Raw genomic sequence first — 16,089 nt, forward strand, 5'->3', positions numbered from 1 at the left:
ATTCAATTTGATGATTTTCATCAACTTTAACAGTATAACAAAACTTTTTTGTAAAGTAAAGTTACTTGACAGATTTTTTTAAATCTTTTCTGCTTACGTTTTTAAAAGAAACCGGTTTTTCCGTATGCTATAATAGGAACAAAGGAGGCAGACAAGGAGGCAGACTATGAAAGAAGCATTAAAATTACTTAGTCTATTCTGGCTGGGAATCATGTGTATTGTTTTAATCTTTTGGGGAGTGAAAAGTTTTCGTGATTATCAAATTATGAAAGATGTAGAAAATCATTTGACTGCGGATTTCAAAAGCATGGGATACAAGGGGAAAGTGACGGTAAAAAACTACGATAGGCCTGCCGGCTATGGGGAGACCTTGGACTTTAGCTATGAAAAAAAGATTGATGGAAGACTTTTGACCTTCTCAGATAGCTTGGATTATGATCCGACAACCAAGCAATACGAAGTTTCAAGATTAAGTCCCGTACCTGAGGAAACTGAGACAGGTTTAGATGATAGCATTCAGTTGGGAGCCATGTGGCAGCAGCCTTATGTTCAGAAGCAGTTTAAGAAAATGAAGTCGGTCTTCAAAAAGCTAGAAGATGAGGATCTGACTTTAAAAGAAATTTCAGGTGAAACAATGGAAGTGCTTCGTCAGGATGACAATCAAATAACCTCAGAAATGCTGGATGCTGGGCAAGCAGAGCTAGTTCAAGATTTCCAAAAGAACAGGCAGAAAGGCCTGCCTCTCAATGGTTATTATAATGTTGATGTCAAGTCTTATCTGCAAAAACATACTCTGCAGCTTCGAGTGAACTATGAGCTATTGGTTGATGATTTATATGATGATGAGAAAGCTATAGATAAGTACCCCGGAGTTTTTTTCCAGAAGCTTAAAAAGTTAGACTACAGTCATTTTTGGGATGGTTATTACCTAGTAGGCTATGATTTGAGAGAGCGTTCTGGTAGTGGTATAGGCGGGAATTCTGAGGTGATTGTGTTGGATATTCGCGGAGGTAAATTAGTTCGTACTTTTAGTGCTTTTTAGAGCTTGACTATTTTTGAGAAGAATTGGTTTATTTCAGGAATTAAGCTGATATGTTTTAATTGCTTAAGATTTTTGAGGAAAATTCATTTTTGAATCTTCTGAAAATTTAAAAATTTTCTTCTGTAAAATACAGCCTAAATGTGGTATAATAAAGCACAAAGATTACTGCAATGAAAGGGAAAGATATGACAGATAAGGACATTCGTCACAGAAGTAAGATTTATGACAGTATGGTTAAATCTCCTAACCGTGCCATGCTTCGCGCGACGGGGATGACTGATAAAGATTTTGAAACGCCTATTGTTGGGGTGATTTCCACTTGGGCGGAAAATACACCCTGTAACATCCATTTGCATGACTTGGGCAAGCTGGCCAAGGAAGGCATCAAATCAGAGGGCGCTTGGCCTGTTCAGTATGGGACTATTACGGTTGCGGACGGGATTGCAATGGGAACGCCGGGCATGCGCTTCTCTCTGACCTCACGAGACATTATCGCAGACTCCATCGAGGCTGCCATGGGCGGGCATAATGTGGATGCTTTCGTAGCTATTGGGGGCTGTGATAAAAATATGCCAGGCTCCATGATTGCCATTGCTAATATGGACATTCCTGCTGTCTTTGCCTACGGCGGAACGATTGCACCGGGGAATCTGGACGGCAAGGATATTGACTTGGTTTCTGTCTTTGAAGGAATCGGGAAATGGAACCATGGTGACTTGACAGCTGAGGAAGTGCGCCGCATTGAGTGTAATGCCTGTCCTGGCCCTGGTGGCTGTGGCGGTATGTACACGGCCAATACTATGGCGACGGCTATTGAAGTTCTGGGTATGAGCCTGCCAGGCTCCTCTTCTCACCCTGCTGAGTCTAAAGATAAGCAAGAGGATATCGAAGCAGCTGGCCGTGCCGTTGTGAAAATGCTGAAAATGGGGCTGAAGCCGTCTGATATCTTGACGCGTGAAGCCTTTGAAGATGCAATCACGGTGACCATGGCTCTGGGTGGTTCTACTAATGCTACCCTGCACTTGCTGGCCATGGCGCATGCGGCCAATGTTGAGCTGACGCTTGATGACTTCAATGTCATTCAAGAGAAGGTACCGCATTTGGCTGACTTGAAACCATCCGGTCAGTATGTCTTCCAAGACCTTTATGAGGTTGGTGGAGTACCGGCTGTGATGAAATATCTCTTGGCGAACGGCTTCCTGCATGGCGACCGCATTACTTGTACAGGTAAGACGGTGGCAGAGAATCTGGCAGAATTTGCTGATCTGACACCAGGTCAAAAGGTCATTATGCCGCTTGAAAATCCAAAACGTGCAGACGGTCCGCTTATCATCTTGCATGGTAATCTGGCTCCAGATGGTGCTGTTGCTAAGGTTTCTGGTGTTAAGGTACGCCGTCACGTTGGACCAGCTAAGGTCTTTGACTCAGAAGAAGCTGCTATTGATGCGGTACTGGCCGATGAAGTGGTCGATGGCGATGTGGTTGTAGTTCGCTACGTTGGACCAAAGGGTGGCCCTGGTATGCCAGAAATGCTGTCACTTTCGTCTATCATCGTAGGGAAAGGCCAAGGGGACAAGGTTGCCCTTCTGACCGATGGTCGCTTCTCAGGCGGTACTTACGGCTTGGTTGTCGGACACATTGCTCCGGAAGCTCAGGATGGTGGCCCGATTGCCTATCTTCGTACAGGCGATATGGTCACGGTTGACCAAGATACCAAGGAAATTTCCATGGCGGTCTCTGATGAAGAACTGGCGAAACGTAAGGCAGAAACGACTATTCCACCGCTTTATAGCCGCGGGGTACTTGGTAAATATGCTCACATGGTATCCTCTGCCGCTAAAGGTGCTGTTACTGACTTCTGGAAACCAGAAGAAACAGGTAAGAAATAGCCTATATATGACAAAAGAACCCGCTAGTTTTTCTAGCGGGTTTGATATTTTTATTTTAAATACTGATAAGTTAATTATCTTCTTATCTAGGACTGATTCCCAAAGCAATGCGACCGAAGCGACTGATACGAGTGATTTTCCAAGCAGGAGACCAAGTAACCTCAACAGAGGCACTTTCAATCTCATCAATTTTCTTAAGAGAGTCCATAATGGCGATGGGCAGACTCTCAGCACAGTCGCAGGCTGTATCAGTAAAGGTCATAACAACCTTGCAGTGGCCGTTTTCGTCTAAGTTAATTTCATAAATCAACCCTAAGTTATAAACATCCAACTCTACATCCGGATCGTAAATACGCTCGAGCTTCTCCACCAATTTATCCTGAATGGCAGCTGCTCGGTCATTGATTTTGATATCGTCTCTCATGGCTATCCCCTTCTATTCTGAGTTGAATTGTTTTTATTTTCTCACAATTCAGACTTTTTTTCAAGCTATTTTGGAACATGAAAACGTATTTAGTCCTTCCAAATGAAAAATCCCTTTCAGACTCCTCAAAATGGCGGACTTATGATAGAATATAAGTACTAAAGAAGGCGGAGGTCAGAAGATGAAATTACAAAAACCTAAAGGAACTCAGGACATTCTTCCTCAGGAATCAGCCAAGTGGCAGTATGTAGAAGACTTTGCCCGCAAGACATTTAAAAAATACAATTACGGCGAAATCCGCACGCCGATTTTTGAGCACTATGAAGTCATCAGCCGCTCGGTCGGGGATACGACAGACATCGTGACCAAGGAAATGTATGACTTCTATGACAAGGGCGACCGCCATATCACGCTGCGTCCAGAGGGGACAGCGCCCGTGGTGCGTTCTTATGTAGAGAATAAACTTTTTGCTCCTGAAGTGCAAAAGCCTGTTAAAGTCTATTATATGGGATCTATGTTCCGCTATGAGCGGCCTCAGGCTGGCCGTCTGCGGGAATTTCACCAGATTGGCGCAGAGTGTTTTGGATCCAGTAATCCTGCTACAGATGTAGAAATGATTGCCATGGCTGCTCAATTTTTCAAGGATATTGGCATTACCAATGTCAGCTTGGAGCTTAACTCGCTGGGGAATCCTGAGAGCAGAGCTGCTTACCGCCAGGCCTTGATTGATTATCTGACCCCACTGAAGGTTAACCTATCAGCCGATAGCCAACGTCGTTTGGAGGAGAATCCGCTGCGCGTGCTGGATTCTAAAGAGCCCGAGGACAAGGCGGCTGTAGAAGGTGCTCCGTCTATTCTGGCCTATCTGGATGAGGAGAGCAGTACCTACTTTGCGGCTGTTCGTTCTATGCTAGAGACCTTGCAGATTCCTTATGTCATCAATACCAACATGGTCCGTGGGCTAGACTACTATAATCATACGATTTTCGAGTTTACGACAGAAGTAGTTGGCAGTCAACTGACCATTTGTGCTGGCGGCCGTTATGATGGGCTGGTTGCTTACTTTGGTGGTCCTGAAACGCCAGGTGTTGGCTTTGGTATGGGCTTAGAACGTCTACTTCTCGTACTTGACAAGCAAGGAGTAGAGCTGCCGATTGAAACCGCTCTGGATGTCTATGTAGCTGTTTTAGGAGCTGGTGCCAATGGCAGAGCTTTGGAGTTAGTGCAGGCTCTCCGCGCACAAGGGTTTGCGGTAGAAAGGGATTATCTAGACCGCAAGCTCAAGGCTCAGTTTAAGTCGGCTGATAGCTTTAAAGCCAAAACTCTTATCACTTTGGGCGAAAGCGAAGTGGAGAGCGGTCAGGTGACTGTTAAGAACAACCATAATCGTGAGGAGATTACTGTTAGCCTAGACCAAATCCAAGAAAACTATCAGCTTATTTTTCAGAAATTAGGGTTTTAAGCGAAGTATATAATTTTTGTTTCACAAAAGGAATGTTACGGTTTTGTTACAAGAATATGATATAAACCAACAAGTGGATGATATTTTGGTATAATGGTCATATTATATTAATTTAAAAGGAGAAACGATGAAAAAAATCCTTAAATTTGGTGTATTGCCTGCCTGTGTTCTTTTGCTTGGAGCTTGCTCAATGCTACCAAGAGCAGAGAAGAAAAAATCAGAAGATGTGAAGACAGAGCAATCATCTTCATCCTCATCTGAGAAAGAAACGAATGAAAAGCGAATTGAGAAAGATGCCGATATTATTCTGCGAGCAGTCTTTACAGATCATTCTTCAGGTTTTACAACCTTAATGGGGACTTCTGTTGACAAATGGAAGAAAGGAATTTCTCAAGCCTACGTAGACGAAAACATATCCAAATATACGCCAGAAGAGGATTATACTATTGATTTAAAGACTGAATCATTTACTCCATCAAAAACATTAGAGTTGTTTGATCAGGCTCGCTTTAAAGTCTTGGCGACTATTGGGGATGACTTTGAGATTACTGGTGTTGAGGATGATGAAGAGACTGCAACAGTAACATTTAAGTCTCGTGCTATTGCAACCCGTGATTTGGCGAACTTGATTAATATGGCTAAAGCTAGCCTTTTTGAGAATGGAATTGAAGATGTAAAAGAGTTGGAAGATTCGACTAATCCGGATCTTGAAAAACGTCTAGCTCTGCTTAATAACTTCCTTTTCTACTATGCTTTTGATCGTATGAATGAGGACTTTGGTTATATTGAACCTCGTGAATTTACGATGGAGTTAACTAAAACCAAAGAAGGTCGCTACATTCTTACTGATGAAAGCTTCCTTGAATTACGGAAATCTATTTTTGTGAATGAGTATTCGTCTAATGATGCTGAAACACGTAAAGGTAATAAAACAACTGATTCTGGGTCAAAATCTGACTCAAGCTCATCTTCATCATCTGATAAATCAAAGATTTAATTTATTTAGCTAAGGATTCTCCTTAGCTTTTTGAATCCAGCTCTGATGTTAGATCTATTTTTAGGTTTCTATAAACAAATTTGTTTATAGAAACCCAGATGGCTTATGCTATAATAGTCTATAGAAAGTCGAGGGAATGATGAAGAAAATATTATTGGTGGTTGTGGTGCAGGGCTTGGCTATCTTTGTGATTACTGGTCTGCTTTGTTTATTTATGCGGGGGGATTTTTTCTTCCGTGCTTTGGCGCCGATTTTTGGTCTGGCAGCGGGAGGTTTTCGCTTCGTGACGGCCATGGTGACAAAAGCATTTGCACCTAGTCTCTATGAGGATAGCAAGAAAAAGGAATAATCTATAGAGCTGACAGTAGGTCTGGGGTCGTTTGCCTCAGGCCTTTTGTCATAACTGTCAGCATTAGTCATGCGGAGCTTTAATATTTTTCAGAAAAAGAACGGACAGAAGGGCTTTCTTAGGCTCTTTGTGGTAAAATAGTAACAGAATTAAAAATTTGGAGAGTAAAGATGAAACGTTCTATGTATGCTGGGCGTGTTCGCAAGGAGCATGTTGGTCAGGAAGTCACTTTAAAGGGCTGGGTAGCCCGCCGTCGGGATTTGGGCGGTTTGATTTTCATTGATTTGCGCGACCGCGAAGGCATTATGCAGCTGGTCATCAATCCTGAGACTGTGGCTGCAGAGGTTATGGCGACCGCAGAAAGCCTGCGCAGTGAGTTTGTGCTGGAGGTGACAGGTAAGGTGGCAGCGCGTGAGCAGGCCAATGACAAGCTGGCGACAGGAAGCGTGGAGCTGCATGTGGAAAGTCTGACTGTCTTAAATACAGCCAAGACGACTCCTTTTGAAATTAAAGACGGCATCGAGGTGAATGACGATACGCGTTTGCGCTACCGTTATCTGGACTTGCGACGGCCAGAGATGCTGGGGAACTTCAAGCTTCGTGCCAAGGTCACTCACTCTATCCGTAACTATCTAGATGAGTTGGAGTTCCTTGATGTGGAGACACCTTTCCTGTCCAAGTCAACGCCAGAAGGGGCGCGTGATTACTTGGTGCCTAGTCGGATTCATCAAGGGAACTTTTACGCTCTGCCCCAGAGTCCGCAGATTACCAAGCAGCTCTTGATGAATGCTGGTTTTGATCGTTATTACCAGATTGTTAAATGCTTCCGTGACGAGGACTTGCGTGGTGACCGACAGCCAGAGTTTACTCAGGTGGACTTGGAGACTTCTTTCTTGTCTGATCAGGAGATTCAGGATATTACAGAAGGCTTGATTGCTCGTGTCATGAAGGAAACTAAGGGCATTGACGTTAAGCTGCCTTTCCCTCGTATGAAGTATGATGATGCTATGGCTCTTTATGGTGTTGATAAGCCTGATACTCGTTTTGAGATGTTGTTGCAGGACTTGACAGAGCTTGTCAAGGGAGTTGACTTCAAGGTCTTTTCAGAAGCTCCAGCTGTCAAGGCTATCGTGGTGAAAAATGCTGCAGATAAATACTCTCGCAAGGATATTGACAAGCTGACAGAGCAAGCGAAACAGCATGGTGCTAAGGGTCTTGCTTGGGTGAAGGTGACTGATGGTGAGCTGGCTGGTCCCGTTGCTAAGTTCTTGACAGACTTGACAAGCCAGTTGACAGAAGCTTTACAGCTTGAAAATAATGACCTAGTACTCTTTGTGGCTGATACTTTGGAAGTGGCAAATGCTGCTTTGGGAGCTCTTCGTGTACGCTTGGCCAAAGAGTTGGACTTGATTGACCCAGATACCTTTAACTACCTTTGGGTGGTGGACTGGCCCATGTTTGAATGGTCAGAAGAAGAGGGCCGCTACATGAGTGCCCACCATCCTTTCACCCTGCCTCAGAAAGATTCTGAGCAAGAGCTGGAAGGTGACCTGAGCAAGGTGAGGGCTGTGGCCTATGATATCGTCCTTAATGGTTATGAGCTAGGTGGCGGCAGTCTTCGGATCAACCAGAAAGACTTGCAGGAGCGGATGTTCAAGGCGCTTGGCTTCTCAGCTCAAGAAGCTGCCGAGCAGTTTGGCTTCCTTCTAGAGGCTATGGACTATGGCTTTCCACCGCATGGCGGCTTAGCTCTGGGCTTGGACCGTTTTGTTATGCTGCTGGCTGGGGAAGAAAATATCCGCGAAGTCATTGCCTTTCCGAAAAATAACAAGGCTTCTGACCCAATGACACAGGCACCTAGTCCAGTGTCGGTAGCTCAACTAGAGGAATTAAGTTTACAAGTGGAAGCACATGAAGAAGACTAATTTTTATAAACTCTTTCGCTATCATGTCCGCAGATTTGCTTATAATTTTAAGATTTTGCGGTCTTTAAAGAGTATCTCGCGTGAGAAGTATGATGAGAAGATTTCTGCCTCGCTTGTCTATGGCTTTTTGTCGGCTGTCGCAGTCAATTTCTTCTTTCAGCCGGGGCATGTCTATTCCAGCGGGGCGACTGGTCTGGCGCAGGTCATTACTGCCCTCAGTACTCGTTTCTTAGGTTTTACCATTCCGGTTTCTGTGACTTTTTATGCCATCAATATTCCGCTGATGATCCTGGCCTGGTACCAGATTGGGCATAAGTTTACCATTTTCACCTTTATCACGGTAACCATGAGCTCGCTCTTTATCCAGTTTGTGCCGGAAGTGACCTTGACTGATAATCCTATTATCAACGCCCTTTTCGGTGGTGTGGTCATGGGCACGGGGATTGGCTTTGCCCTTAAGTCCAGCATTTCCAGCGGTGGGACTGATATTGTTAGTCTGACTGTTCGGAAAAAAACGGGCCGGAATGTCGGAAATATTTCCTTGATTGTCAATGGGATTATTATGCTGATTGCGGGTTTGACCTTTGGCTGGGAATATGCGCTGTACTCCATGATAACTATTTTTGTATCAAGCCGGGTGACGGATGCTGTCTTTACCAAGCAGAAGCGCATGCAGGCTATGATTATCACTAGTCATCCAGATAGGGTGATTGATAAGATTCACAATAAGCTGCATCGCGGGGCGACAGTAATCCATGGCGCTGAGGGAACTTATAATCATGAGAAAAAAGCTGTTCTGGTGACGGTTATCACCCGAGCTGAGTTTAATGAATTCAAGCAAATCATGAAGCAGACCGACCCAGCTGCCTTCGTCTCCGTTGCAGACAATGTCCATATCTTGGGACTCTTTGTGGAGGAGTGAAGGTATTCATTGAGTTTGGGAATGCAAAGCGGTATAGTGCGGGAGTTTGTGCTTAAAACGAGGTTTTATGATAGGAGATTCATATGCGGTAGGACAATAGTCCCACCGCTTTCTATTCTCTATGGTGGAGGGTGGAAATCTCAAGTAAGAAAAGATATACAGATGCAGGAGATCTTTAGATAATGACGACTTATAAAAAAATCATGAATATCGCCTTGCCGGCTATGGCGGAGAATTTTTTACAGATGCTCATGGGAATGGTCGACAGCTATCTGGTGGCTAGTCTTGGGCTGATCGCGATTTCCGGTGTCTCAGTGGCCGGCAACATCATTACGATTTATCAGGCAATCTTTATCGCGCTGGGGGCTGCTATTTCCAGTCTCATCTCCAAGACTCTGGCTCAAGGAGACAAGGAGCGTTTGGCCTATCATACAGCCGAGGCTATCAAGCTGACCTTGCTTCTGAGTCTTCTGTTGGGGCTGATTTCCCTGCTCTTTGGCAGGCAGATGCTGGATCTTCTTGGGACAGAAAAGGCGGTGGCTGAAGCAGGCGGTCTTTATCTGGCTCTGGTTGGTGGGACTATTGTTCTGCTAGGATTGATGACTTCTTTTGGAGCTTTAGTGCGAGTTACACGCAATCCTAGATTTCCCATGTATGTCAGTCTTCTGACCAATGTCCTCAATGCCCTCTTTTCCGGTCTGGGGATTTACGTCTTTCGGCTTAGTATTGTCGGTGTAGCGCTGGGAACGGTGCTGGCTCGTTTGGTCGGTATGCTGATTCTCTGGCGGGAGCTGGATTTGTCCACGATCCGCTGGAGCTGGGGCTTAGATGGAGAGCTCTTGCTCCTGTCTCTGCCGGCTGCTGGAGAGCGGCTCATGATGCGAGCGGGTGATGTAGTTATCATCGCCATTGTGGTCGTCTTTGGGACAGACGCAGTAGCGGGGAATGCCATCGGTGAAGTCCTGACTCAGTTTAATTATATGCCAATCTTCGGGGTCGCAACAGCAACAGTCATGTTGGTAGGTCATGCGGTAGGTGAGGGAGATATGCAAGAGGTCGGTCTGATTCGTCAGCGGACCTTCTGGCTGTCTTTTGCTTGCATGCTGCCCGTGGCTCTAGGAATTTTTGCTTTTGGTCGGCCGCTGACCTTGCTCTATACGGACAATAGCGGAGCTATCACAGCCAGTCTTTCAGTCATGCTTTTCTCCCTGCTGGGAACTCCCATGGCAGTGGGAACCGTGATTTACACAGCTATCTGGCAGGGGCTGGGCAATGCCAGACTGCCCTTTTATGCCACGACTGTTGGCATGTGGCTGATTCGCATCGTTGCCGGTTACTTGCTGGGTGTGACCTTTGGCTTGGGTCTGCCAGGAGTCTGGACCGGGATGCTCTTGGACAATGGCCTCCGCTGGCTATTTTTAAAGGTTTTATTTGACAGAAAAATGAGGGAAATCACATGACAAAAGCGTTTATTTGGGATTTGGACGGCACCTTGCTGGACTCCTACGATGCTATTTTGGCAGGGATTGAGGAAACCTATGCTCACTATGGTCTGGACTTTGACAGTAGTATTCACAGCTATATCCTAAAGCACTCTGTGCAGAAGCTCTTGGAAAAAGTAGCGTCTGAGAAAGGTCTGGATGCTGCCGAGATGAATGTCTTTCGTGGAGCAAGTCTAAAGGAAAAGAATGCTCAGGTCCATCTGATGAAAGGAGCTGCCGAGATACTGGCCTGGGCTGAAGAGCAGGGCATTGCCCAATTCGTCTATACCCACAAAGGACTCAATGCCCATCAAATCTTGCAAGACTTGGGTATTCATGACTATTTCACAGAAATCATCACAACAGCCAACGGCTTTGAGCGCAAGCCCCACCCAGAAGGTGTCGATTATCTGCTTGAGAAATATGGCCTGGACAAGCAGGAAACCTACTATATCGGTGACCGGACCCTGGATGTGGATGTCGCCGTCAACAGTGGCATCCAGAGCATTAACTTTTGTGACTACCGAGCAGAAATCAATCAGAAAATAGAGAAGTTGATGGATATCAAGCAATTATTTACAAGATAAAAAGCAGACCAGAACTGATCTACTGTCAGTCTAGCCTGCTTTTTTTTTACATATGCTCAATGTGAAGTTCTAGCAAGAATTCAAGAGCCTCGGGAGTGCAGTTCTTTTTTTCAATTGCAAAACCAGTGTTTTCCCCTATCAAGATATAAAAATCTTGCTTTGTCATAATGACTTTGACAATATCATCATAGGTATAGTGAAATTCTCCACGTTTATTCTGAGCTATAAAAGCCTCTCTGTCAAATATCAGAGTGACCTCCATGTTCTGAAATAAAGGATTTTTTTGATAGGCCCTCTTTATCTGATAATTCATGCCAAAATAGTACATAGAGGCGCAAATAGGGGGAGCCAATATGATAGATATTATCTTTTTCTCTAACGGACTGAACATTACGTAGGCGAACAGCCCGATTATCAGTATGATTATGTATAATACAAATCCTTTTCGTCGTATGAGAATAGCCCATGAAAATCTTTTATAAACTTCTTCAGTCAGAAGAGTTGTAATACGGATTGGGAACATCTTTTACCTCCAGTTTTGATTATTATAACATACAGGAATTATTAAAATCACTTTTAAATTTTCCACGCCGACTTTTCTGTCTTTGTCCGCCTTTCGTGTTATAATAAACCTATGGAAAAAAAGAACAAGTTATTATTAATCGACGGTTCGTCCGTTGCTTTTCGCGCTTTTTTTGCGCTTTATAATCAAATCGACCGTTTCAAGAGTCCATCGGGCCTGCATACCAATGCTATTTATGGCTTCCACCTCATGCTCAATCATCTCTTGGAGCGCGTGCAGCCGACGCATGTTCTGGTAGCTTTTGATGCTGGAAAGACGACCTTCCGGACCGAGATGTACGCCGACTATAAGGCTGGTCGGGCCAAGACACCGGATGAATTTCGTGAGCAGCTGCCCTTTATCCGAGAAATGCTGCAGCACTTGGGCATTCACTACTACGACTTGGCTCAGTACGAGGCAGATGACATCATCGGAACCTTGGACAAGATGGCTGAAAAGACAGCTGTGCCTTACGATGTGACCATTGTCAGTGGCGATAAAGACTTGATTCAGCTGACGGATGATAATACCGTGGTGGAGATTTCTAAGAAAGGCGTGGCCGAGTTTGAGGAATTTACCCCAGCCTACCTCATGGAAAAGATGGGCATCACGCCAAAGCAGTTCATTGACCTCAAGGCGCTGATGGGAGATCAGTCAGATAATATTCCTGGCGTGACCAAGATTGGTGAGAAGACTGGCCTCAAGCTCCTCTTGGAGTATGGCTCTTTGGAAAATCTCTATGAAAATATCGACCAGCTCAAGGCTTCCAAGATGAAGGAAAATCTGATCAATGACAAGGACAAGGCTTTCTTATCAAAAACCCTAGCTACCATCAATACTCAGGCTCCGATTGAAATCGGGCTGGATGATTTGGTTTATAAGGGTCCTCAGATAGAGGCCCTGAGCAAGTTCTATGACGAGATGGGCTTCAAGCAGCTCAAGGCTCAATTAGGAACGGCTCAGGATCCCGTAGAAGTCAAACCAATTGAATTTACCAAAGTGACTGAGGTCAAAGAGGATATGCTTGCACCAGAGCAATTTTTCTATTTTGAAATCTTGGGTGACAACTACCATAAGGAAGAGATTGTTGGTCTTGCCTGGGGCGATATCCGTCAGATTTATGTCGGCACCAGAGATTTACTGCAGCAACCTCTCTTTCAGGAGTTTTTGACAAAAACAGCTCTGAAAACCTACGACCTCAAGCGGACCAAGGTACTGCTTAGTCATTATGGTATCGAACTGCCAGCAGCTTCCTTTGATGCGCGCCTGGCCAAGTATCTGCTTTCGACGGTCGAGGACAATGAGCTGGCGACTATTGCTCGCCTCTACGGCCAAACAATCCTGCCAACTGATGAGGAGGTGTATGGCAAGGGAGCCAAGCGCGCTTTACCGAAGCAAGCGCAGCTCTTTGAGCATCTGGCTCGTAAGGTCCAAGTATTGTTGGAAACAGAAGAGCCTATGCTGGAACAGCTTCGCGCCCACGATCAGCTGGATTTGTTTCTTGAAATGGAGCAGCCCCTGGCCTTTGTCTTAGCCAAGATGGAGATTGCGGGAATCAAGGTTGAGCGGGAAACCCTGCAAGGTATGCAGGCGGAAAATGAAAAGACGCTGGGAAGTCTGACGCAGGAGATTTATGATCTGGCTGGTCAGGAGTTCAATATTAACTCACCGAAACAGCTAGGAACCATTCTCTTTGAGGATATGGGGCTGCCGCTGGAGTACACCAAAAAGACCAAGACAGGCTACTCGACAGCGGTTGATGTGTTGGAGCGTTTAGCACCGATAGCACCGATTGTGTCTAAGATTCTGGAATACCGTCAAATCAGCAAGCTCCAGTCCACTTATATCATCGGACTACAGGAGGCGATAGCGTCTGACGGTAAGATTCACACTCGCTATGTTCAAGATTTGACTCAGACTGGCCGTCTGTCCTCGGTTGACCCGAACCTGCAGAATATCCCCGTTCGTTTGGAGCAGGGGCGTCTTATTCGCAAGTCCTTTGTGCCAGAGTGGGCAGACAGTGTGCTACTCAGCTCGGATTATTCCCAGATTGAGCTGCGGGTGCTGGCTCACATTTCGCAGGATGAGCATCTGATTGCGGCCTTTCAGCATGGAGAAGACATTCACACGGCTACAGCTATGCGGGTCTTTGGTATTGAAAAGGCAGAGGATGTGACACCTAATGACCGCCGCAATGCCAAGGCCGTCAACTTCGGAGTGGTCTATGGCATTTCCGACTTCGGACTGGCAAATAATTTGGGAATTTCCCGCAAGGATGCTAAGGACTATATCCAGACTTATTTTGAGCGTTTCCCTGGTATCAAGAATTATATGGAAACGATTGTCCGCGAAGCTCGTGATAAGGGTTATGTAGAGACTATTTACCATCGCCGCCGCTCCTTGCCGGATATCAATTCTCGCAACTTTAACATCCGAAATTTTGCGGAGCGCACAGCCATTAACAGTCCGATCCAAGGCTCCGCCGCAGACATTCTCAAAGTCGCTATGATTAATCTGGATCGAGCTCTGACAGAGAAAAATTTCAAGTCTCGCATGCTCTTGCAGGTGCACGATGAAATCGTGCTGGAAGTGCCAAATGACGAGCTAACAGCCGTCCGCCAGCTGGTCAAAGAAACCATGGAAGCTGCGATTGAGCTGGCCATTCCGCTAGTAGCTGATGAAAACGCTGGCCAAACTTGGTACGAGGCGAAATAAAACAAGATACAAAGAGCGTCAAAACCGACTGAAAATTAGGCAGCCGGACGAAGGGGTCATGCTCCTAGAACGGATTATCTATTTTCCAAGGTTTTAGCCCGTATTCAGTTAAGACGCAAATACTGTAAAACTATCCAGCTTTATTATGAATGAGGAGGAAGCCTATGACTTATCATTTTCAAAATCCTAGCGATGCCATCGTCAAGCATTATCTGAAAAACAGCAATGTGATTGCCGTTGTCGGCCTGTCTGACCGCGAAGAAACGACCAGCAACCGTGTGTCCAAGGAAATGCAGGAGCGAGGTTATTGCATTATTCCAGTCAATCCGCGGGCAGCGGGCAGTCAAATTTTGGGTGAAACTGTTTATGCCAGTCTCAAAGATATTCCTTTTCCGGTAGATATTGTCGATGTATACCGCCGCAGTGAGTTTTTGCCAGATGTGGCACTGGATTTTTTGCAGTCGGATGCCAAGGTTTTCTGGGCTCAGTTGGGCTTGGAGAGTGAAGAAGCTGAGCAGATTTTGAGGGCAGCTGGTCGAGACGATATTGTCATGGATCGCTGCATTAAGCGCGAGCATACACGCTTGATTCTGGGCGAATAAGATGGCCAAGTTAGTTATCATTCGTGGCAATTCCGGCTCTGGCAAGTCTAGCCTGGCCAGAAAACTGCAGACTCACTCCTGCCGACATGAAGCGCTGGTGGAAAGACCGAGACTTCTTAGGCTGGGAAGAGGAATCCTTTTTCACAGATGAGGATTCGCTGGAGGCAGCCTTTGATATAATCCGCTCTGCCCTTGACAGAACAGACTATAATAGTAAATAAAAAAACAACTCACAAGCTTAGGACAAAGAGTCTCGTGCCTGTGGGTTGTTTTCGTTTAGAATAGCTTTTTCTTTTTTCAACTCTTCGTAGAAGAGAATGTAAGCAGTCGCTGTATAAGGGAGAACCATAATATTCAATATGCCATAAGTCATTTTGGCCAGTAAATTCCAGCCGATGAAGCTCAGATCCAGCATAAATAACTTTCCTTTATAGCCCTTCATTAGCTTCCGGCTTTGACGGATAGCATAGAAAGCTCCCTGGTAGGTATCAGTTTCAAGCTGGTCGTAGAGGATGAGTTCTGCTTGAGAATATGCGTAGTACTGAGGAACGGTGATACCTAGACCAACCAATATTAAGAGGCTTCCCAGTAACATACCAGGGGTGTATTGAAGAATCTGCTGTCCTGCCTCGCTTTGAGCAGTCAGCACAGTATGGGCAGGAAGTTTTTCCGAAATATTGAGAATCTTATAAGCATTGAAGACGGACAGAAGACTCCCGCAAAATATAGGAAGATTCCAAAGGAAAAGCAAGAGCTGCTTGAGCAAAACAGTTTTAAGAACAGGCGTGAAGTTCTTGCTCGTAAAAAGATGCCCAATATCTGAAAAGCGGACCTCATTCTTGTTCTTGCGGATGACGGTTATCATGGTATAGCTGGCAGAAAGCAGCAGGAGAGACGTGATAAACTGGATGGTCGTCGGAAAAAGAGTTCGGCTAATCAGAAAATATATGAACTGGCTGAAGGTCAGGTCGGAAACGGAGTTTCTTAGATTCCCAATAAGGGAAAGCAAGATGTTTAGGATACCGGCAAGAGTCGGGGCTGCAAACAAAAGAAAAATCCCATTCGTTTGGCTCCGGATGGCACGAGCCTGAGCTCTGATATTACTTAGATTCATAATTCCTCCATACTGATT

The 16,089-nt window shown here is 45.3% G+C and carries 14 protein-coding genes and 1 pseudogene; 12 read left to right on the forward strand and 3 right to left on the reverse strand.

All coding sequences use genetic code 11. The features are described from left to right. Positions 1-166: 166 nt before the first annotated feature. Together MK370_RS10540 and ilvD are read left to right on the forward strand one after the other, a co-directional pair. Entirely contained in the window at positions 167-1,042 is an 876-nt protein-coding gene (locus tag MK370_RS10540) for a hypothetical protein (protein WP_268685207.1), read from the forward strand. 185 nt (positions 1,043-1,227) lie between these two features. After that, the gene (gene ilvD / locus MK370_RS10545) at positions 1,228-2,931 is read left to right on the forward strand and encodes a dihydroxy-acid dehydratase (protein ID WP_268685208.1); all 1,704 of its coding nucleotides are present in this window, start codon (positions 1,228-1,230) and stop codon (positions 2,929-2,931) included. An 82-nt stretch (positions 2,932-3,013) separates the two neighbouring features. Here ilvD and MK370_RS10550 read toward each other — a convergent pair whose 3' ends face one another. Further along, complete coding sequence (locus tag MK370_RS10550) at positions 3,014-3,355, reverse strand: metal-sulfur cluster assembly factor (RefSeq protein ID WP_002899327.1); 342 nt, start codon at positions 3,353-3,355, stop codon at positions 3,014-3,016. A 181-nt stretch (positions 3,356-3,536) separates the two neighbouring features. Here MK370_RS10550 and hisS point away from each other — a divergent pair, with 181 nt between their 5' ends. The 7 genes from hisS to MK370_RS10585 all read left to right on the forward strand — a co-directional run bounded on the left by hisS (position 3,537) and on the right by MK370_RS10585 (position 11,078). Next, the gene (gene hisS, locus MK370_RS10555) at positions 3,537-4,817 is read left to right on the forward strand and encodes a histidine--tRNA ligase (RefSeq protein WP_268685209.1); all 1,281 of its coding nucleotides are present in this window, start codon (positions 3,537-3,539) and stop codon (positions 4,815-4,817) included. 127 nt (positions 4,818-4,944) lie between these two features. Next, positions 4,945-5,814: a hypothetical protein gene (locus MK370_RS10560; protein WP_268685210.1), complete on the forward strand. Its 870-nt coding sequence runs from the start codon at positions 4,945-4,947 to the stop codon at positions 5,812-5,814. 136 nt (positions 5,815-5,950) lie between these two features. Then, a complete protein-coding gene (locus MK370_RS10565) occupies positions 5,951-6,163 on the forward strand; it encodes a hypothetical protein (RefSeq protein ID WP_002901839.1) in 213 nt (70 codons plus the stop codon). Positions 6,164-6,333: 170 nt separating this feature from the next. After that, positions 6,334-8,088, forward strand: a complete 1,755-nt coding sequence (gene aspS / locus MK370_RS10570; RefSeq protein ID WP_268685211.1) for an aspartate--tRNA ligase — start codon at positions 6,334-6,336, stop codon at positions 8,086-8,088. Then, positions 8,075-9,010 carry a YitT family protein gene (locus tag MK370_RS10575; RefSeq protein ID WP_268685212.1) on the forward strand — a complete coding sequence of 312 codons (936 nt, stop codon included), beginning with the start codon at positions 8,075-8,077 and terminating at the stop codon, positions 9,008-9,010. The genes aspS and MK370_RS10575 overlap by 14 nt, the downstream gene beginning before the upstream one ends. A gap of 182 nt (positions 9,011-9,192) precedes the next feature. Continuing rightward, complete coding sequence (locus MK370_RS10580) at positions 9,193-10,470, forward strand: MATE family efflux transporter (RefSeq protein WP_268685213.1); 1,278 nt, start codon at positions 9,193-9,195, stop codon at positions 10,468-10,470. Then, positions 10,467-11,078, forward strand: coding sequence for an HAD-IA family hydrolase (locus MK370_RS10585; protein ID WP_268685214.1), 612 nt, complete (start codon positions 10,467-10,469; stop codon positions 11,076-11,078). The genes MK370_RS10580 and MK370_RS10585 overlap by 4 nt, the downstream gene beginning before the upstream one ends. Positions 11,079-11,124: 46 nt before the next feature. Here the strand turns inward: MK370_RS10585 and MK370_RS10590 are convergent, their stop codons facing one another. Next, a complete protein-coding gene (locus tag MK370_RS10590; protein ID WP_268685215.1) occupies positions 11,125-11,601 on the reverse strand; it encodes a YcxB family protein in 477 nt (158 codons plus the stop codon). Between the two features lie 111 nt (positions 11,602-11,712). Here MK370_RS10590 and polA point away from each other — a divergent pair, with 111 nt between their 5' ends. The 3 genes and pseudogenes from polA to MK370_RS10605 all read left to right on the forward strand — a co-directional run. Further along, a complete protein-coding gene (polA, locus tag MK370_RS10595) occupies positions 11,713-14,355 on the forward strand; it encodes a DNA polymerase I (protein ID WP_268685216.1) in 2,643 nt (880 codons plus the stop codon). Positions 14,356-14,519: 164 nt separating this feature from the next. Further along, entirely contained in the window at positions 14,520-14,957 is a 438-nt protein-coding gene (locus MK370_RS10600; protein WP_268685217.1) for a CoA-binding protein, read from the forward strand. Between the two features lie 74 nt (positions 14,958-15,031). After that, positions 15,032-15,178 (forward strand): annotated as a pseudogene (locus MK370_RS10605) (AAA family ATPase); the annotation flags it as partial. Positions 15,179-15,195: 17 nt separating this feature from the next. Here the strand turns inward: MK370_RS10605 and MK370_RS10610 are convergent. Continuing rightward, positions 15,196-16,071: a DUF975 family protein gene (locus MK370_RS10610; protein ID WP_268685218.1), complete on the reverse strand. Its 876-nt coding sequence runs from the start codon at positions 16,069-16,071 to the stop codon at positions 15,196-15,198. Positions 16,072-16,089 lie beyond the last annotated feature (18 nt).

The organism is Streptococcus sanguinis (assembly GCF_026781265.1).
GTDB lineage: Bacteria > Bacillota > Bacilli > Lactobacillales > Streptococcaceae > Streptococcus > Streptococcus sanguinis_T.